Source organism: Mesorhizobium sp. P2_C5_2, assembly GCF_056404535.1.
Map to the genome: position 1 here is coordinate 812,866 of NZ_JBFUDV010000002.1, position 18,090 is coordinate 830,955.

An 18,090-nucleotide genomic window follows, 5' to 3' on the forward strand; every position below is an offset into this window, starting at 1 on the left:
GGCTGCATTTCACCTTGCCGCCCTACACTGGATTGTTGCTCTTGCGACAGTTCCAATGGCGGCGTGCGCACAGGACGAACCGCCTTTCGAAGTCGCGCTCGACATGGGCAATGACGGCCAGATCGATCGGGCCGTCATTGCGGCGGATCCCGACAGCGGGCTGGCGGAACTCTCCCTCTATCTGGCTGCCGGCGAGGGAAAGCTCGACCCTTCGCGCAAGCCCGACTTCGTCAAAAAGGCGCTGACGGAGGACCGTATCCTTGCGCTCGAAAGCAAGGGCAACGGGTCGCTTGTCGTCACCTCCTGCTTCGGCTGCGGCGCCAACAAATCATGGGAAGCGACGCTGACCATCGTCTGGCGGAACGGCAAATTCCTGGTCGCCGGCTACCGCCGCGACTGGGACTGGAATGTGCAGAAAGCCGACGGCACGGTCGAGACGACGCTCGGCGGCTGCGACATCAATTTCCTCACCGGCAAGGGCGTCGCCTCAAAGGATCTCGACGACGGCAAGCCAGTTGCGGGAAAATTCGTGCCGATCGCGCTTGCCGACTGGTCGGACGACAGTCGCCCCGAGCCCTGTCAATTCTGACCGACGCCCTGCCGGAAGTCAGCGATTGAGCAAACCCTTTGCCGCATCTTCGTCGGTGATCAGCACGGAAATCCTGGTGTTGGCGAGTGCCGCGCGCATGACGGCGATCTTCTCCTGGCCGCCCGAAACCAGAATGATGTTGGGAATGTCTGACAGCTCCTGCAGCGGATAGGCGCAGACGCGGCGGTTGACCTCATGGTCGACCGGGCGGCCCTCGGCGTCGATGAAATGGCAGAGCAGGTCGCCAACCGCACCGGCGGCCTGCAGTTCCTCGAGTTCGCTCGGTTTGATAAAGCCGTAATTGGCGATCGGGCTGTCGTTGGAAAATGAGCCGACGCTGAGCACGGCGATGTTGGCCCGCCGCGCCCGAAAGACGACGTCCTGGACGCTGCGCTGGCTCATGAAGGCATCGCGCTGCTCGGGCCTGTCGGCATAGACCGGCACCGGCAGAAGAAAACATTCGGCGCCGATCTTTTCGGCGAACTCCCAGGCGCTTTCGGTCGGGTTGAGCGGCTGCGCATGGGTGAGACCGCCGAGCATCGAAACGACCGTGGTTCTGGCGATCGGCCGCCTGGGCAATTCGTTGATAGCGAATTTCAGCGTGCGGCCCCAGCCCAGCGCAATGACATCGCCGGCGTTGACGTTGTCGGCGAGATAGGCGGCGGCGGCATGGCCTATCATTAGCGGCGCGTTGCTGCGGTCGGCGGCCGACGGCACCACGACGGCCTGGCTTAGCCCAAAGCGCTGCTTCAGGCTTTCCTCAAGTTGCACGCATTCGACGACACTGTCGCGAATGCGGAACTGGACAATGCCCTCCTCGCGGGCGGCGGATAGAATGCGGTGCACCTTGATGCGGCCGACACCAAGGATCTCGGAGATGCGCTCCTGTGTCAGGCCCTCGACATAGTAATGCCAGGCAGCGCGGGCCTTCAGTTCGGCATCGGGGAAGCGCGAGGCCTTCTCATTTTCGACGGTCGCCATGCTCGTGCCCTCCCGCGGCAGATTTTCGGAAATCTTTTCCGCTAAACGCCGCCCCCGGCCTTCCCTAGGACAAACCGCCCGGTGGCGCAAACCATCGCCGAATGGCTCAACGGCTCTTGACAATTTTCTAATGAACAGTTTAGCTGAACAAAATTGCATATCAAGGATAAATTGTTCACAGGGAGGTGCCTGGTGAACAAGAGCGGACGGCAGGCCATCGCCGTTTCGCTGACGGAGGAGACGAAGTGGCCGTGAGCAATGATGCAAGCGAGTTGAAAGCCGCGACCGGCGCGCAGGTCGCGACGAGCGCGAAGCTTTCGGCGCTGTTCGCCGGAACCATGGGACCGTTGATCGGGCTGGTGCTTTTGTGCCTGGCGCTGACGCTGACCACCGACACATTCCTCACCGTGCGCAACATCCTCAACGTGCTCGACCAGATCACCGTGCTCGGCATCATGGCGATCGGCATGACGCTGGTCATCCTGATCGGCGGCATCGATCTCTCGGTCGGCTCGGTGCTGGCGCTGGCCGCCATGGTGATGGGCTTCGTCGCCCACCCCGATTATCTCAATCTCGGCCTTGCGGCCGGCGTCGTCGCCGCACTGGTCGTCGCCGGCCTTTGCGGACTGGTGTCCGGCCTGCTGGTGACCGCCACCCGGCTGCCGCCCTTCATCGCCACGCTGGCGATGATGTCGGTGGCGCGCGGTCTTGCCAACATGATCACCGATGGCTCGCAGATCGTCGGCTTCCCCGACTGGTTCACCAACCTGTCGATCATCCGCCATTTCGGCTTCCTGTCGGTCACCGTCGGGCTGATGATGGTGCTGGCGATCATCTTCGCCATCTTCCTCAACTACCGCGCCACCGGCCGCAGCCTTTACGCCATCGGCGGCAGCGCCGAGGTGGCGCGGCTCTCCGGCATTCCGGTGAAGTCGCTGACCAACTGGGTCTACGCGATCTGCGGCGTGCTCGCCGGGCTTGCCGGCATCGTGCTGGCGGCGCGGCTGGATTCGGTGCAGCCGAGCTCCGGCCTCGGCTATGAGCTCGACACCATCGCCGCAGTGGTGATCGGCGGCGCCAGCCTGTCGGGCGGCGTCGGCTCGATCGGCGGCACCGCGGTCGGCGTGCTCATCATCGGCGTGCTGCGCAACGGGCTCAATTTGCTCGGTGTCTCGCCCTTCATCCAGCAGGTGGTGATCGGCGTGGTGATCGCGCTGGCGGTCGCCACCGACACCTGGCGTCGGCGAGGTCAATGAGGAATTCGCCCGGAGCGTCCGGGCGATAGACGGATCGGTCGATCCGAAACTGGGATGTTCCAAGGGGCGCGATGCGCTGGCGGGACAGTTTGACTATCAACGGAGGAAACACATGCTGACCAAACGTTCACTGCTGCTTGCCGCGGCCGCAATCATTCCGCTGCTTGGCCTGACCGACATGGCCTCGGCCAAGGAGGCCAAGAAGCTCGGCCTCGCCGTCGCCAACCTGCAGGCCGACTTCTTCAACCAGATCAAGCAGTCGGTCGAAGCCTACGGCAAGGAGAAGGGCATCGAGATCGTCACTGTCGACGCCAAGGGCGATTCGGCGACGCAGGTCAGCCAGGTACAGGATTTGATCACGCAGAACATCGACGCGCTGATCTACATTCCGGCCGGCGCCACCGCCGCCACCGTGCCGACCAAGACAGCCAAGGCTGCCGGCATTCCGGTGATCAATGTCGACCGCAACGCCGACGGCGCGCCCGGCGACACCTTCATCGCCACCAACAGCGTCGCCTCGGCGCAGGCGGTGTGCGACTACATCGCCAAGCAGGCCGGCGGCAAAGGCGAGCTGATCATCATCCATGGCCAGAAAGGCACGACGCCCGAGGTCGACCGCTCGAAGGGCTGCGGCGAAGCGCTCAAGGCCTATCCCGACATCAAGGTGGTCGGCGAATTGTGGAGTGAAGGCTGGCACCAGGACGAAGGTTTCAAGCTGACGCAGGACCTTTTGCAGTCGCATCCTGATGTCTCCATCGTCATCGGCCAGGCCGATGCGCTGGCGCTGGGTGCAGCACAGGCAGTCAAGGTCGCCAATCCCGGCCACAAGGTCTGGGTCGCCGGCTTCGACGGTGACGTGGCGGCGCTGAAGGCACTGAAGGACGGCGTGTTCGACGTCACCGCGACGCAGCAGACGCAAGGCATGGGCAGGCTCGCCGTCGATGCGGCGATCAAGCTGGTGGCTGGCGAAAGCATTCCGGCCGAACAGCTGCAGGATGCGACGCTGACCACCAAGGACAATGTCGAGCAGTTCATCGCCAAGCATCCGTGACCTGCGGCACCGCTTAAGAGAGCGCCACGATGTCCTCTGAACCTCGCCACAGCGAAAGCCCGCATAACGGGCTCTTCGTCAACGGCCTCTGCAAGAGCTACGGACCGGTCCAGGTCCTGGCCGATGCGAGCTTCGAGGTACGGCCGGGCGAGGTCGTGGCGCTGCTCGGCGAAAACGGAGCCGGTAAGTCAACGGTGTCCAATATCATCGCCGGCTCGATCAGGGCCGATGCCGGCACCATCATCTGGCGGGGGAAGCCCTACTCCCCCGCCTCGCCTGCCGCGGCAATCGACGCCGGCGTCGGCATGATCCATCAGGAACTGAAACTGCTGCCGGACCTGTCGGTGGCGGAAAACGTCTATGTCGGGCGCCTGCCGATGCGCGGCGGCCACATTGACCGTGCTGAGATGAACGCCAAGGCCTCGGCGCAATTGATGCGGCTTGGTCTCGACGTCTCGCCCGAGCGCAAGGTACGCACACTGCGCATCGCCGCCCAGCAGCAGGTCGAGATCGCCAAGGCGCTGACGCTGAATGCTGAATTGCTGATCTTCGATGAACCGACAGCAGCGCTCGGCGGTGAGGAAACGGAACTGCTGTTCCAGCAGATCCGCAAGCTCAAGGCGGAAGGCATGTCCTTCATCTACATCAGCCATCGGCTCGATGAGATCGCGCAGATCGCCGACCGCGTGGTGGTAATGCGCGACGGACGCATCGTCGCGCGCCACGAGCGCGCCGACGTGTCCGTGCGCACCGTGGTCGAGCAGATGGTCGGCCGCTCGGTCGAGCGGATGTTCCCGCATCTGTCGCCATCGCGCGAGGAAACGCTGCTTGAGGTCGAGAACTTGTCCTCGCCAGAGAAGAGTTTCAACAATGTCTCCTTCTCGGTCAAAGCTGGCGAGATCCTCGGCATTGCCGGATTGATCGGCGCCGGCCGCACCGAACTGGTGCGGGCAATCGCCGGCGCCGATCCGATCTCGACGGGCTCGGTGCGCGTCGCCGGCAAACCGGTGCATCTCAGCGGGCCGGCGGCAGCGATCAAGGCCGGTGTCGTGCTGGTGCCGGAAGACCGCAAGGCGCAAGGCGTGGTGCTCGACCAGACCATCGGCGAAAACCTGGCGTTCGGCAATTTCGACCATGTCGCGCCCAAGGGCTGGGTGTTTCCGAAAGCAGTGCAGAAATTCGCCGAGGCCGGCATCGCCAGGCTCGGCGTCAAGGGCAAGCCGAACCAGGCGGTATCAAAACTGTCCGGCGGCAACCAGCAGAAGGTGATCATCGCCAAATGGGTGTCGCGGCCGCCGAAGGTGTTCATCCTCGATGAGCCGACGCGCGGCATCGATGTCGGCGCGCGCGCGGCGATCTACGACGTGATCGCCGACCTCGCCCGCTCCGGCATGGCGGTCGTGGTGGTCAGCTCCGACCTCGAGGAAGTGCTGGGGCTGTCGCACCGCGTGCTGGTGCTGAGCCGCGGCCGCCAGCGCGGCATTCTCGACCGCGGCGAAGCCAGCAACGTCGCAGTGATGGAACTCGCCACGAGCTAGAACAACGTATCGGAACAAAGCGCAGCAGGTGATATCCTCCCAAGGACTGACCGCGCGGGGCGCCAGCAAGGACTGGCGCCCCTTCATTTCAGACGGCCGGTGGTTGGAGCAGAGGGACCGACGAATGAAACTATTCGATCTTCACGGAGACGTGGCACTGGTGACCGGAGCCGGCAGCGGCATCGGCCAGGCGATCGCAATTGGTCTGGCCGATGCTGGCGCCGATGTCGTCTGTTTCGGCCACACCTCCAAGGGCGGGCTGGACGAGACGGCACACAAGATTTCAGCACTTGGCTGCAAGGCGCTGGTGCTGACCGGCACGGTAACGTCGGAGGAAGACCTCGCGTTGGCGGTCGCGCGCACGGAGAAGGAGCTCGGCGCGCTGACCATTGCCGTCAACAATGCCGGCATCGCCGGGGCCGAACCGGCCGAAACACTGCCGCTTGAGACATGGCAGAAGATCTATGACGTCAATGTCAGCGGCGTGTTCCTGTCCTGCCAGGCCGAGGCGCGCGCCATGCTTTCGCGACGCAAGGGCTCGATCATCAACATCGCCTCGATGTCGGGCTCGATCGTCAATCGCGGGCTCACCCAGGCGCATTACAATTCGTCGAAGGCGGCCGTCATCCACATGTCGAAGAGCCTCGCCATGGAGTGGGCCGATCGCGGCCTGCGCGTCAATGTGGTCAGCCCGGGCTACACACTGACGCCGATGAACAAGCGGCCGGAAGTTGCCGAACAGATCAAGATCTTCGAGCGCGACACACCAATGGGACGCATGGCGACGCCGGAAGAGATGGTCGGCCCGACCGTGTTCCTGGCCAGCCGCGCCGCAAGTTTTGTCACCGGCATCGACCTGATCGTCGATGGCGGTTTTGTCTGCTGGTAGGAGAACAGAAAGTGCCGAAGCGTTTTGAAGGCAAGACGGCTGTCATCACCGGGGCCAGCGGCGGCATCGGTGCGGCAATGGCCAAGCGCTTTGCCGAGGAAGGTGCGGCGGTCGTGGTCAGCGCCATCGATGCCCGCGTCGAAGAGGTCGCCGCCAGCCTGAAAGCCGCAGGCGCCAAGGTGGCGTCGATGCGCATGGACGTGACCAGGAAGGATGAGGTCACCGCGCTCTACGACCTCGCCGAGAAGGAGTTCGACCGCGTCGACATTTCGGTGCAGAATGCCGGCGTCATCACCATCGCCCGGATCGAGGCAATGACCGAAGCCGAGTGGGACAAGGTGATGGCTGTCAACACCAAGGGCGTGTTCCTGTGCTGCCAGGAAGCGATCGCCCGCATCCGCAAGCATGGCGATGGCGGCCGGCTGATCAACACGGCGTCTGGCCAAGCACGGCAGGGCTTCATCTACACGCCGCACTACGCGGCGTCGAAGTTCGGCGTCGTCGGCATCACCCAGAGCCTCGCCAAGGAAGTGGCCAAGGAGAAAATCACCGTCAACGCGATCTGCCCCGGCATCATCGACACCGACATGTGGGCCTACAATGACGCGGCCTGGGGCAAGCTGATGGGCGACTACAAGCCCGGCGAGCTGATGGCTGAATGGGTGAAGAACATCCCCATGGGCCGCGCCGGCAGCGGCGAGGACGTCTCCGGCTTGGTCAGCTTCCTCGCCAGCAACGACGCCACCTACATCACCGGCCAGACCATCAATGTCGATGGCGGCCTGATCATGTCGTGAAGTCCGACCTGACGACTGGCAATCGACCAGTCTGAAATTCCGCAACGCACAAGGCATCAGCCGTTGCGCCGCATGAACCTTGGTATATATAATTTCATCCCATGAAACGGCCTTGGCGGGGATGGGGCTCGCCGGCCGAGATCATGGGACCTTGATGGCTCGCACGTCTCAGAGCGCCGCCAGAGCGGCGATCGATCCGTTGACGATTGCTCTTCCAGCAATCCATGCGATGCCATGAGGCGGACCCATCCTGCATCATACCACCACCAGATAGAGCACCATTTCGCTTGCGCCGGCTCTAGCCGCTGCGATGGCACGGTGCGAACGAGCTTGCGTAACGACCCGCCTTTCCAACACAATCAAGAAAAGACGCAAGAAGGGAACGACTAAGAATTTCCACATGGTTTGACAGGAGAACAAGCATGTCCTTTCGCAGTGTGATTTCGAACCTATCAATGGGAGCCCTCGCACTTGCCGCGGCAAGTGCACTGACACCGGTGGCGCAGGCCGCAGCACCTGAATCCAACGACCCGATCAAGATCGCGCTGTTCGACTGGACCAGCGTCAACCTCAACGCCAAGATCCTTGGCGGCATCCTCGAAAAGCTCGGCTACACCGTCGAATATCCGACTGCCGACTATCTCTCCAGCCTGACCACGGGCCTCACCAATGGCGACCTCGATGTCGGCCTGGAATTCTGGGACACGACCGCCGGCGAAGCGATGAAGGCGTCCGACGCCACCGGTCAGACCGAGCGGCTCGGAAAGCTCGGGCCGAAGGCCAAGGAAGAATGGTGGTTTCCTGAGTACATGAAGGAAAAGTGCCCGGGCCTGCCCAACTGGGAAGCGCTGAAGGACCCGAAATGCGCCGAGGCGTTTTCGACCGCGGAGACGGCGCCGAAGGGCCGCTATCTCGGCGGGCCGGTGACCTGGGAAGGCTTTGACGACGAGCGCGTCGAGGCGCTGAAGCTGCCCTTCACCGTCATCCATGCTGGCACCGACGCGGCGATGTTCGCCGAACTCGACTCGGCCTATCAGCGCAAGGCGCCGATCATGCTGTGGATCTATTCGCCGCATTGGGCGCCGGCCAAGTACAAGGGCGAATGGGTCGAATTCCCGGACTATACGCCCGAGTGCTACACCGATCCGAAATGGGGCACCAACCCCGACGCCAAATATGATTGCGGCAAGCCGCATGGCGAGATCTGGAAGTACTCGTGGTCCGGCATGAAGGATAAATGGCCGGTCGCCTACAAGGTGGCCAAGGCCTACACGATCGACACCGACGAACTCAACAAGATGAGCGGCGAGATCGACCTCGGCGGAAAGACGCCGGAAGAGGTCGCCGCCGCCTGGATTGCCGCCCACGAAGCCGACTGGAAAGCCTGGGCGCAGTGATCGTTCCGACTGGAAGCCAGACCCGGCCCTAGCGGCCGGGTCACTATCCCATATTCCAGAAGGACCATTGGATGACGGAAGCGACTGAACCGCAGGCAGTTGGCGCGCCAAAGGATGCGCGGCCGATAAAGCTTGCCTGCCGCAATGTCTGGAAGCTGTTCGGATCGAACGCGGCGAACTTCATTCGCGCGCGCGACGGCAAGGCCAGCATGGCCGATGTCGCTGCCGCCGGGCTGGTCGGCGCGGTGCGCGCCGTCGATCTCGAAATACGCCAGGGCGAGATATTTATCATCATGGGCCTGTCGGGCTCCGGCAAGTCGACGTTGGTGCGCTGCATGTCGCGGCTGGTCGAGCCGACCCACGGCAAGGTCGAATTCGAAGGCAAGGACTTGCTCAAGATTTCCGATGCCGCGCTGATTGAACTCAGGCGCCATCGCATGGGCATGGTGTTCCAGAATTTTGCCTTGCTGCCGCATCTCAACGTGCTGGACAACATCGCCTTCCCGCTCAGCATTCAGGGTCAGGACCGGCCGACACGCGAAGCGCGGGCACGCGAGGTGATCGAGCTCGTCGGCCTGCGCGGCCGCGAGCATTTTTATCCGCGCGAGCTTTCCGGGGGCCAGCAGCAGCGTGTCGGCATTGCCCGCAGCCTCGCGACCAAGCCGGAGATCTGGTTCCTCGACGAACCGTTCTCGGCGCTCGATCCGCTGATCCGCCGCGAAATGCAGGACGAACTGATGCGGCTGCAAACCATGCTGCACAAGACCATCGTCTTCATCACCCATGATTTCGACGAGGCGATCCGGCTGGCCGACCGCATCGCCATCATGAAGGATGGAGAAATCATCCAGATCGGCACGCCGGAACAGCTGGTGGTCAATCCGGCGACCGACTATGTCGCCGAGTTCACCCGCGACGTCGACCGCGCCAAGGTGATTTCGGCCCGCAGCCTGATGCGCGCCTGCGATGGCTCGGACCATGGCGGCACGGTTTCGCCCGATGCCAAGATCGCCAGCTTCTCGGCCAGCATCGTCGCCTCAGGCAAGCCATTCGCGGTGATCAACGGCACCGGCAAACCGATCGGCGAAGTGACGCCGCAAGCCGTGATCGGGCTGCTGGCCGGCCTGGACAGGGCCGGCGCATGACGGTGACGGCAAACGCCAGCGAAACAAGGCCGCCGGTTCAGCGCTGGCTGCTGGTCTGGGCGCTGGCACTTGCCGTCGTGCTGGTGGTGTTCCTGCTGCAGGACAGGCTGCCCTGGGCCGTCAACTATCCGGCGGATGCGGTTGTCCCCGTCGCCGACTGGGTCAGCGCGCTGATGCGCTGGATCAAGTCGAACCTTTCGTGGCTGACGCGCTCGATCACCGCCGTGCTCGGCGTTCCCCTCGATTTCGCGCTCAATCTGCTCGCCAAGAATTTCAAGATCGGCCATGGCGCGGACGCCTATGTGCTGCCGCGCCTGTCCTGGGTCGGCGTCTGCGCTGCCGCCTTCATCGCAGGGCATGCTGCGGGCGGCCGCAAGCTCGGCCTGCTGGTCGGCGGCTGCTTCCTCTACATCGCGCTGTTCGGCCAGTGGACCAGTGCCATGCTGACGCTGGCGCTGATTTCCATCGCCGTGCCGTTCTGCATCGTCACCGGCCTGTTTGCCGGAATCTGGGCGTGGCGCAAGCCCTGGGCCGAGAGGCTGATCGTTTCCCCTGCCCTCGATCTGATGCAGACCATCCCGACCTTCGCCTATCTTATCCCGATGCTGCTTCTGTTCGGCAACAGCCCGGTGTCGGCGATGATCGCCACCGCCATTTTCGCCACGCCGCCCATGGTGCGGGCGACGATGCTGGGTCTGTCGCGGGTGCCCTCCGAGATCGACGATTTCAGCGAGATGGCCGGCTGCACGGCGCGGCAGAAATTGTGGCGGGTGCTGCTGCCCTCGGCGCGGCCGACACTGATGGTCGGCGTCAACCAGGTGATCATGCTGGCACTGAACATGGTGATCATCGCCTCGATGATCGGCGCCGGCGGGCTCGGCTATGACGTGCTGCTGGCGCTGCGCGCGCTGAAGGTCGGCGAAGCCATGGAAGCCGGCCTCGCCATCGTCGCGCTCGCCATCGCGCTCGACCGGCTGAGCCAGGCCGTCGCCCACAGCCAAGCGAAGGGCCACGTTCAACAGCAAGCGAACCAGAGCTTTTGGCAGCGCTATCCCAATCTGTCGCTGGCCATCGCCATCTTGGTCGTGACAACGCTGCTCGGCCTGTTCCTGCCGGCCTTCGCCGCCGTGCCGAAGGCGATCACCTTCACCACCGCGCCTTTGTGGAAGGCAGCGGTGAGTTGGGTGACGATTAATTTCTTCGACGTGATCGAAGCGTTTCGCGTGGCGCTGATCCTCAATGTGCTGAACCCGTTGCGCGCCTTCTGCGAAGGCTTTCCGTGGCTCGGCGCAGTGTTCCTGCTCGGCCTTGCCGGCTACCAGCTGTCGGGCTTGCGGCTCGCCGCCCTGGTCGCCGCGTTGACCGCCTTTTGCGCCGTCACCGGTCTGTGGGAAAAGACCATGGCGACCGTCTATCTCTGCGGCATCTCGGCCTTCATCGCTTGTCTTATCGGCATCCCCATAGGCCTGATGGCCGCGCGCAGCGACCGCTTCGAAAAGATCGTCACGCCCATCATCGACACGCTGCAGGTGCTGCCATCCTTCTGCTTCATCATCCCGGTGGTGATGCTGTTTCGGGTCGGCGACGTCACCGCGATGATCGCAACGATCGCCTTCGCCGTGGTGCCGGCGATCCGCTACACCAATCACGGCATCCGCCAAGTGCCGCCGGCGCTGATCGAGGCGGCGAAGGTGTCGGGCTGCACACCGCGCCAGACTTTCTTCCGCGTACAGCTGCCGCTGGCGCTCCCCGAAATCATGCTCGGCGTCAACCAGACCATCCTGATGGCGCTGGCGATGATCATCATCTGCGCCATGGTCGGCACGCGCGATCTCGGCCAGGAGGTGTTCATAGCACTCTCGAAAGCCGATTCCGGCCGCGGCATTGTTGCGGGTCTCGCCATCGCCTTCATCGGCATCGTCGCCGACCGCCTGTTCAACGCCTGGACGGCGAAGGCGCGGGCGAGGCTGGGATAGTTGCCGAATGTCCGAGCCGGGCGCTCCACCTTTCACCGTTCTCGTCTTCGACATGGCCAGGACCGGCGAACCGGATGGCGAGCATCTGATTCCGGGGTTCGAGACACTGGAGGCGGCAACGTCTTACGCGATCGCGCGGGTCCGCGCCTCGGTAGAAGAATTGCGCAAGCCCGGCATCGCAGCCGCGGAGCTGCGCCAGCTCTGGCACATCTATGGCGAAGACTGTTCGGTGCTGAACGCCAATGTGCGCGGCAGCGATCTGCTCGACGATTTTATCGCGACGTCGGCGACACCAGCTGAGTGCAATTGGGCGGTGCTGGCGCCAAGGCTGCGCCGCTTCCATACCTCGCTGCTCACCTCCAACGACAACAACGAATCCGTCTGGGCCGGCGGCTTCTTTCGCTCGACCTACAGATTGACGCGGGACGGCCTGCTCGAGCGTTTCCGCGACGACGCCATTGCCGCCTTCAAAGCCAAGGGCATCGAGCCGGCGGAGCCGACGAAGCTCATGGTCGCCAACTACTTCGAGCTGCCCGACCCTCCCTACCCGCCGCCAAGTGTCGTGCTGCGATCCTGGAAGGTCGAGGTCGAATTCGTCTGCCACGATGTGAAGTTCGGCGGCGACGCCGCCGGCGTCTTCGCCTGGCCGGAAGAGCCGACAGACTGGGCGCTCAGAACCATGCAGTTCCTGCTGATGGCCGACACGATGGCGCTGCGCGGCGATGGCCCCGACTGGGCCAACGACTGCGACCTTCTCTCCGTTAAGGTGACGGAGACGGATGCGGCTCCCGACTATCCGCTGGATTGATTGGCGCCGCGCTACTCCGCCGCGACGCCTTTCACCTCGAGATAGCTCTCCATCGAATCGTCCAGCGCCTGCAGCCAGGGCGTATGGTGCAGCGGCGCCATAGTGCCGGTCATCAGCGAGCGGTAGGCGTGGTCGCGGAAGCTCATAATGTCGTCAGCCTTGTGGTGCTCCCACTCCATAAAAGTCTGGTTGACCGCCTCGACGTCGAAGCCGGGATAGTCGGTCTGGTCCATCAGCTCCTTGGTGTAGTCGCCCTGGAACCAGATCATCTGCTCGGCGTCTTCGAGCGTTTCCTCGCGAGCCCGCCACTTGGCGGCGTGCTCGGTCATCGCCTGGGGCGACGGCAATTTGATGCGACCCATGATGACATCGCGGGCGAACCAGGCCTGCGCGTCGAACATGTTGAAGGTGTAGAACTGGTCCTGCATGCCGATATAGGACAGTTTCGGGTTTTTCTCCCAGACGACGCCTTCGTAGAGATCGAGCGGCCACATGCGATTGGCTGTCTTGAGCTTCAAATCGTCGGTGAGGAAGGGGAAGGAATGCAAATAGCCGGTGCACAGGATGATGGCGTCGACATCCTTGGTGGTGCCGTCCTTGAAGTGCGCGGTCTTGCCGACGACCTTCTGCAACAGCGGCACCTCTTTCCAGTTCTCCGGCCATTTGAAGCCCATCGGCTTGGAGCGGTAGCTGGAGGTGATCGATTTGGCGCCGTATTTGTAGCATTGCGAGCCGATGTCCTCGGCCGAGTAGGAGCGGCCGATGATCAATATGTCCTTGCCCTTGAACTCCATCGCGTCGCGGAAATCATGGCTGTGCAGGATGCGGCCGTTGAAGGTGGAAAAACCTTCGAAATAGGGAACGTTGGGCACGGAGAAATGGCCGGAGGCGACGACGACATTGTCGAACTCTTCGGAATAGGTGACGTCGTTGGTGCGGTCATGCGCGGTGACGGTGAATTTCTTCGTCACATCCGAGAAGGTCACCATGCGCACCGGGCTGTTGAAGCGCACCCATTTGCGCAGGCCTGATTTTTCGACACGGCCCTTGATGTAGTCCCACAAAACGGCGCGTGGCGGGTAGGAGCCGATCGGCCGGCCGAAATGCTCTTCGAATGTGTAGTCGGCGAATTCCAGGCATTCCTTCGGCCCGTTCGACCAGAGGTAGCGGTACATCGAGCCGTGGACGGGATCGCCATGTTCGTCGAGGCCGGTGCGCCAGGTGTAGTTCCACAGGCCGCCCCAGTCGGACTGCTTTTCGAAGCAGACGATTTCAGGAATGGCGGCGCCCTTGTCTTCGGCAGATTTGAAGGCCCTGAGCTGGGCAAGGCCGGACGGTCCGGCTCCAATGACGGCAACGCGAGTGTTCATGGCAGGCCTCCCGGTCTCATTTCAACTTTGAGGCAATTCCTGCGGGAAAACCGTTTCACGCTTTTCCCAGGATTGCTCTTACGAAACAAATTTCACTCACAGTGACAGTAATTGCCCCTTCGATGCTGTCAACAGGGCTTGTGGCGAAACCGCGTTTCCTCCCGGCGGATTTTCCGCAAAAACCGATGACAGCGCAAATCCGGACCCAACACCATTCGACCTAAGGGGCTTGCTGTGGCGGTTGCGTTTCTGTATCGGCAGCGAATATGTTCACCTTGAGTGAAATAAATCTGCGATTCTTGGGAGCGGCGACATGGCGAAGACAGCATCCGATCTCAAGCCCGGGGCAGCTCCGGCCAAGGCAAAGCCGCTGGCGAAGGTCTCGGTGGACGGGAAGACCATCCGCACGCCGCTGACGCAGAACCCGCACGCCATCCGCGACACGCGCGAAAAGGTGCTGGAGGTGGCGATCGGCCGCGAAGTCAGGGCGTTCCGCAAGAAGCTCGGCATCACCGTCGCCGATCTCGCCGTCGCCACCGACATTTCGCTGGGCATGCTGTCGAAGATCGAGAACGGCATCACCTCGCCGTCGCTGACCACGCTGCAGGCGCTGTCGCGGGCGCTCGGTGTTCCCGTCACTGCCTTCTTCCGCCGCTTCGAGGAAGAACGCAGCGCCGTCTTCGTCAAGGCTGGCGAAGGCCTCGATGTCGAACGCCGCGGCACCCGCGCCGGGCACCAGTACAATCTCTTGGGCCATATCGGCTCCAACACCAGCGGCGTCGTCGTCGAGCCCTATCTGATCACGCTGACCGAGGATTCGGATGTCTTCCCGACCTTCCAGCATGAGGGCATGGAGTTCCTCTATATGCTGGAGGGCGAAGTGGTTTACCGGCACGGCAGCAACCTCTATCCGATGAAGCCCGGCGACAGCCTGTTCTTCGACGCCGACGCGCCGCACGGACCGGAGCAGCTGACGAAGCTGCCGATGCGCTATCTGTCGATTATTTGCTATCCGCAGAATAGTGCGGGTTAGGAGCTCGATCTCCCTTGGCCCCCTCGTGGGGAGATCCTTCGCGACGGCTGCTCTTTTGCAGCATTGGCGATTGGCGAAAGCCGAAGTGACATCCGATCTCCCCACTTGAGGGGGAGATGTCCGGCAGGACAGAGGGGGGCGAACCGCGATGACGCATAATTTAGTATTCGCCAACAACCGCCGCAATGCGCGCAGGATGCGCAAGGTGATGACTGATGCCGAACTCAAGCTTTGGAATGAGATCAGGGCCCACAGGCTGATGGGACTTGGATTTCGGCGCCAGATGCCTATCGCCGGCTATATCGTCGATTTTGCGTGCCCCGACAAAAAGCTGATCGTCGAGCTTGATGGTTCCCAGCATGGTCGGGCCGAAACGTCGGAATTGGACGCTGCAAGAACCGCCAAGGTCGAAGCCCTAGGCTGGACCATTCTGCGATTCTGGAACGACGACGTTATCCGCGATGTCGACAATGTCTGCCAGCATATCGTGATCGTGGCCGGGGTGGACGGCGCGTCGTGAGCTTCGCCGAAGCTGGGGTGGCCATTGGGCAAGGGCCGGCGCTCTACGGCGCCCCCCTCTGCCCTGCCGGGCATCTCCCCCTCTTGGGGGGAGATTGGCAGCGTTGCGGGTGGCTCTAATCCGGCCCAAACCCCGGTGATGTCGCGCTGCCATCATCCAATTTCGACAGCCATTCCACCAGCGTCGGCCGATACCGCGTCAGGCCCTTGTAGGTGGCCAGTTCCTCCGGCAGGTCGCGGATCACCCGGTGCAGGCGCCGCGCCCATTTCGGCTGCGTCACCAGTTCGTCCATCTTGATGAGATAGCAGCGGATTGGGAAGACGATGCCGTTGGAGCGCGGCAGGCGCCAGAAGCTTTGCAGCTCGACGCGCAGATGCACCTTTTCGCCGACATTGTCCGGCGTCACCGTGGCGCGATCCGGTCCCCATTTGTGATAATTTTCGGGGCTGGTGTCGAGGCGCGGGTTGATGGTCATCGTCCAGTTCAGACGCCGCGCCGGCTTGCCCTGCTGGATGTTGGTGAGGAATTTTAGCGCCCGCACGAAAATCCCCTTCTCATGCGCCAGCGGCACCGGCGCGTGCCACTCGAAAAAGTTCATGCCGATGTCGAAATCGAGCGACCAGTCGGCCTGGGTGGTGACCATGCCGGCATCCATCCACAGATTGCCGTCGCGCTGGTCAAGGATGCAGAAATCGCCCTGGCTCTGGCGAGTGATGTACTCCATCGGCCCGTAAGGCAGCGTCGAGGTGTCGCCGAAGGTGAAGGTGTCGTCGATGCCGAGCGGCCGGTTGATCCAGCGCCAGCGGTCGCCGTCGCGCTCAAGCGTGAAATGCTCGGGATAGCCAAGCGCCTGCTGCTCCATCAAAAGCTCGAGCAGGTCCCAGCCGGCCAGCGTCATGTGCGGCAGCGACTGGCAGCGCAGCGGATCCTCGGCCAGCACCAGAGCGCGGTCCTGCATCTCGGCGACATAGTGCTCGTCGACATCGATCTGGTTTTCCAGCACCGAGCCCTTTGGGCCGATGACATGCGGCTCGATGTTGACCGCATACATGTAGGCATCTTCGTGGAACGGGAACGGAAACCGCCTGATGTGCTCCGGGCTGTTCTTGAAGGTGAAATCGTCGCGAAACGTTTCCTTGCGAAAGGTGATGCCCAAGCTCGCCTCCTATCTTTCCAAGACCAGCGACTTGCCCTCGAAGCGCGACACGCACGGCATGATCTTGCAGCCGGAACGGTGGTCTTCCTCGCTCAGCCAATGGTCATTGTGGATGAACTTGCCGTCATACGAGATGACGTTGGTTTCGCATTGGCCGCAGACGCCGCCGCGGCAGAGATAGGGCGGATCGACGCCGGCAGCTTCCACCGCTTCCAGCAGGCTCTGCTGTTCGCCGACTCGGATGGTCTTGCCGCTGACGGCAAGTGTGACGTCGAATGGCAGGCCGGGCTGCGGTGCCGCGAAATGCTCGTAGTGCACCGTCTCCGGCGGCCAGCCCAGTTCTGCCGCGCGGGCGCGCACCCAGTTGATCATGCCGGCCGGGCCGCAGACATAGAGATGCGTGCCGAGCGGCTGCGAGGAAAGCAGACGATCAAGCTCGATGCGCTCCTCCAGGTCGTCGTGATAGAGCCGGATGCGGCGGCCGTAGCGCTCCTGCAGCACATCGGCATAGGTGCCGAGCGAAGCGGTGCGGCAGGTGTAGTGAAGTTCGAAATTGCCGCCCGACCCGGCGAGCTGCGCGGTCTGCGCCATGAATGGCGTGATGCCGATGCCGCCGGCCAGCATCAGATGCTTCTTTGCCCTGAGATCGAGCGAGAACAGGTTGACGGGATAGCTGACCACCATCTCCAGCCCCGGCTTGACCGACCGGTGCATGAACAGCGAGCCGCCGCGGCCGACATCGTCGCGGCGCACCGAGATGGTATATTCACGGGTGTCGAGTGGCGAACCCATCAGCGAATAGGGGTTGAGCCGGGTGAGGTCGCCATCGCGCATCTCGACCACGACATGCGCGCCGCCGGAAAAGGTCGGCAACAGCTCGCCGTCGCGGCGGCGGAAATGGAAGCGGGTGACGAGGTCGTTGACCGGAACGACATCGCTGACCACGACATCGAGCTTGGTGGTGCCGGTGCTCATGGGAAGGCCTCCTCGACAGGAGGAATTTCCGAGCGATCCTCGGCATTGATGCAGACGCCCTGGAAGGCGGCAAGACGCCGGGAATAGTGGTCGCGCACCAGAAGCAGCAGGCCGCAATGCGCGCAGGTGGCCGGCTGCGTCGTCACGTTCTCGGTGATGCCCTTGCAGTGCACACACTGCATGCGCCGCGCCAGCGTGCCGCGGTGTTCGGTCTGCATCGAGGTGTGGTCGATGCCGGCTTCGAGGGCTACCTGCATGGCCTGGCCGATCAGCCCTTCTGTGCCGGCGAGATAGAGGCGCAGCCCCATATGGGCGTTGGCAAGAGTTTGCTTCAGGCGCGGTAGCAGGCTGGCGAAAGATGGCGCAACGTGAAATTGCGCCGACTTCAGCGCTTCGAGGGCTTCGACATACTTGCCGTGGGGACCGGGAATGAAGACGATCTCGGCGCCGTCGAAGAAGCCGGGCGGCGCGGTCTTTGCCATATCAACGATCGCCAGCGCGCCTTCCGCATCCACGACGAAAAGATGATGCTTGCCGGGCTGCGGAGACAGGGTTCCGTAAATGGGCCGGCTGATGATCGTCTTGGCTGCCATTCTCTCTTTGTGCCTT

Annotated in this window: 17 protein-coding genes; 12 read left to right on the forward strand and 5 right to left on the reverse strand. The window is 62.9% G+C overall.

All coding sequences use genetic code 11. The features are described from left to right. Window positions 1-55 precede the first annotated feature (55 nt). Complete coding sequence (locus tag AC1D1B_RS10860; RefSeq protein ID WP_477331904.1) at window positions 56-589, forward strand: hypothetical protein; 534 nt, start codon at window positions 56-58, stop codon at window positions 587-589. 18 nt (window positions 590-607) lie between these two features. Here AC1D1B_RS10860 and AC1D1B_RS10865 read toward each other — a convergent pair whose 3' ends face one another. Further along, complete coding sequence (locus AC1D1B_RS10865) at window positions 608-1,570, reverse strand: sugar-binding transcriptional regulator (protein ID WP_477331906.1); 963 nt, start codon at window positions 1,568-1,570, stop codon at window positions 608-610. A 272-nt stretch (window positions 1,571-1,842) separates the two neighbouring features. Here AC1D1B_RS10865 and AC1D1B_RS10870 point away from each other — a divergent pair, with 272 nt between their 5' ends. The 9 genes from AC1D1B_RS10870 (at window position 1,843) to AC1D1B_RS10910 (ending at window position 12,427) form a co-directional block, all read left to right on the forward strand. Further along, complete coding sequence (locus tag AC1D1B_RS10870) at window positions 1,843-2,826, forward strand: ABC transporter permease (protein WP_477332126.1); 984 nt, start codon at window positions 1,843-1,845, stop codon at window positions 2,824-2,826. A 112-nt stretch (window positions 2,827-2,938) separates the two neighbouring features. Next, the gene (locus tag AC1D1B_RS10875) at window positions 2,939-3,877 is read left to right on the forward strand and encodes a sugar ABC transporter substrate-binding protein (RefSeq protein WP_352584436.1); all 939 of its coding nucleotides are present in this window, start codon (window positions 2,939-2,941) and stop codon (window positions 3,875-3,877) included. 29 nt (window positions 3,878-3,906) lie between these two features. After that, window positions 3,907-5,415, forward strand: coding sequence for a sugar ABC transporter ATP-binding protein (locus AC1D1B_RS10880; protein ID WP_477331908.1), 1,509 nt, complete (start codon window positions 3,907-3,909; stop codon window positions 5,413-5,415). Between the two features lie 103 nt (window positions 5,416-5,518). Then, window positions 5,519-6,304 carry an SDR family oxidoreductase gene (locus AC1D1B_RS10885; protein WP_477331910.1) on the forward strand — a complete coding sequence of 262 codons (786 nt, stop codon included), beginning with the start codon at window positions 5,519-5,521 and terminating at the stop codon, window positions 6,302-6,304. Between the two features lie 11 nt (window positions 6,305-6,315). Further along, window positions 6,316-7,101 carry an SDR family oxidoreductase gene (locus tag AC1D1B_RS10890; RefSeq protein ID WP_477331912.1) on the forward strand — a complete coding sequence of 262 codons (786 nt, stop codon included), beginning with the start codon at window positions 6,316-6,318 and terminating at the stop codon, window positions 7,099-7,101. Window positions 7,102-7,523: 422 nt separating this feature from the next. After that, window positions 7,524-8,498: an ABC transporter substrate-binding protein gene (locus AC1D1B_RS10895; protein ID WP_477331914.1), complete on the forward strand. Its 975-nt coding sequence runs from the start codon at window positions 7,524-7,526 to the stop codon at window positions 8,496-8,498. A gap of 71 nt (window positions 8,499-8,569) precedes the next feature. Further along, a complete protein-coding gene (locus tag AC1D1B_RS10900) occupies window positions 8,570-9,643 on the forward strand; it encodes a quaternary amine ABC transporter ATP-binding protein (RefSeq protein WP_477331916.1) in 1,074 nt (357 codons plus the stop codon). Further along, entirely contained in the window at window positions 9,640-11,619 is a 1,980-nt protein-coding gene (locus tag AC1D1B_RS10905; protein ID WP_477331918.1) for an ABC transporter permease, read from the forward strand. Before AC1D1B_RS10900 ends, AC1D1B_RS10905 begins: the two co-directional genes overlap by 4 nt. A 7-nt stretch (window positions 11,620-11,626) precedes the next feature. Beyond that, complete coding sequence (locus tag AC1D1B_RS10910) at window positions 11,627-12,427, forward strand: hypothetical protein (protein ID WP_477331920.1); 801 nt, start codon at window positions 11,627-11,629, stop codon at window positions 12,425-12,427. Between the two features lie 11 nt (window positions 12,428-12,438). Here AC1D1B_RS10910 and AC1D1B_RS10915 read toward each other — a convergent pair whose 3' ends face one another. Further along, the gene (locus AC1D1B_RS10915) at window positions 12,439-13,797 is read right to left on the reverse strand and encodes an NAD(P)-binding domain-containing protein (RefSeq protein WP_477331922.1); all 1,359 of its coding nucleotides are present in this window, start codon (window positions 13,795-13,797) and stop codon (window positions 12,439-12,441) included. Window positions 13,798-14,110: 313 nt separating this feature from the next. Between AC1D1B_RS10915 and AC1D1B_RS10920 the strand changes: the two genes are divergently transcribed. Both AC1D1B_RS10920 and AC1D1B_RS10925 read left to right on the forward strand, forming a co-directional pair. Then, window positions 14,111-14,830: a helix-turn-helix domain-containing protein gene (locus AC1D1B_RS10920; RefSeq protein WP_477331924.1), complete on the forward strand. Its 720-nt coding sequence runs from the start codon at window positions 14,111-14,113 to the stop codon at window positions 14,828-14,830. 148 nt (window positions 14,831-14,978) lie between these two features. Continuing rightward, window positions 14,979-15,350, forward strand: a complete 372-nt coding sequence (locus tag AC1D1B_RS10925; RefSeq protein WP_477331926.1) for an endonuclease domain-containing protein — start codon at window positions 14,979-14,981, stop codon at window positions 15,348-15,350. Window positions 15,351-15,465: 115 nt separating this feature from the next. On the opposite strand, the gene AC1D1B_RS10930 is transcribed toward AC1D1B_RS10925, so the two are convergent. Genes AC1D1B_RS10930 through AC1D1B_RS10940 form a run of 3 tightly spaced genes read right to left on the reverse strand, consistent with a single transcriptional unit; the run spans window position 15,466 to window position 18,074 of the window. Then, on the reverse strand, window positions 15,466-16,506 hold the full coding sequence (locus AC1D1B_RS10930) for a heme-dependent oxidative N-demethylase family protein (RefSeq protein ID WP_477331928.1): 1,041 nt from the start codon (window positions 16,504-16,506) through the stop codon (window positions 15,466-15,468). Between the two features lie 9 nt (window positions 16,507-16,515). After that, window positions 16,516-17,481, reverse strand: coding sequence for a PDR/VanB family oxidoreductase (locus tag AC1D1B_RS10935; RefSeq protein ID WP_477331930.1), 966 nt, complete (start codon window positions 17,479-17,481; stop codon window positions 16,516-16,518). Then, window positions 17,478-18,074: a dimethylamine monooxygenase subunit DmmA family protein gene (locus tag AC1D1B_RS10940; RefSeq protein ID WP_477331932.1), complete on the reverse strand. Its 597-nt coding sequence runs from the start codon at window positions 18,072-18,074 to the stop codon at window positions 17,478-17,480. The genes AC1D1B_RS10935 and AC1D1B_RS10940 overlap by 4 nt, the downstream gene beginning before the upstream one ends. Window positions 18,075-18,090: the final 16 nt, after the last annotated feature.

Coding starts and splice junctions, on each gene's coding strand:
- AC1D1B_RS10860 (WP_477331904.1), top strand. CDS start 56: ATGGCGGCGTGCGCACAGGACGAACCGCCTTTCGAAGTCGCGCTCGAC.
- AC1D1B_RS10865 (WP_477331906.1), bottom strand. CDS start 1,570: ATGGCGACCGTCGAAAATGAGAAGGCCTCGCGCTTCCCCGATGCCGAA.
- AC1D1B_RS10875 (WP_352584436.1), top strand. CDS start 2,939: ATGCTGACCAAACGTTCACTGCTGCTTGCCGCGGCCGCAATCATTCCG.
- AC1D1B_RS10880 (WP_477331908.1), top strand. CDS start 3,907: ATGTCCTCTGAACCTCGCCACAGCGAAAGCCCGCATAACGGGCTCTTC.
- AC1D1B_RS10895 (WP_477331914.1), top strand. CDS start 7,524: ATGTCCTTTCGCAGTGTGATTTCGAACCTATCAATGGGAGCCCTCGCA.
- AC1D1B_RS10900 (WP_477331916.1), top strand. CDS start 8,570: ATGACGGAAGCGACTGAACCGCAGGCAGTTGGCGCGCCAAAGGATGCG.
- AC1D1B_RS10905 (WP_477331918.1), top strand. CDS start 9,640: ATGACGGTGACGGCAAACGCCAGCGAAACAAGGCCGCCGGTTCAGCGC.
- AC1D1B_RS10910 (WP_477331920.1), top strand. CDS start 11,627: ATGTCCGAGCCGGGCGCTCCACCTTTCACCGTTCTCGTCTTCGACATG.
- AC1D1B_RS10915 (WP_477331922.1), bottom strand. CDS start 13,797: ATGAACACTCGCGTTGCCGTCATTGGAGCCGGACCGTCCGGCCTTGCC.
- AC1D1B_RS10920 (WP_477331924.1), top strand. CDS start 14,111: ATGGCGAAGACAGCATCCGATCTCAAGCCCGGGGCAGCTCCGGCCAAG.
- AC1D1B_RS10925 (WP_477331926.1), top strand. CDS start 14,979: ATGACGCATAATTTAGTATTCGCCAACAACCGCCGCAATGCGCGCAGG.
- AC1D1B_RS10935 (WP_477331930.1), bottom strand. CDS start 17,481: ATGAGCACCGGCACCACCAAGCTCGATGTCGTGGTCAGCGATGTCGTT.
- AC1D1B_RS10940 (WP_477331932.1), bottom strand. CDS start 18,074: ATGGCAGCCAAGACGATCATCAGCCGGCCCATTTACGGAACCCTGTCT.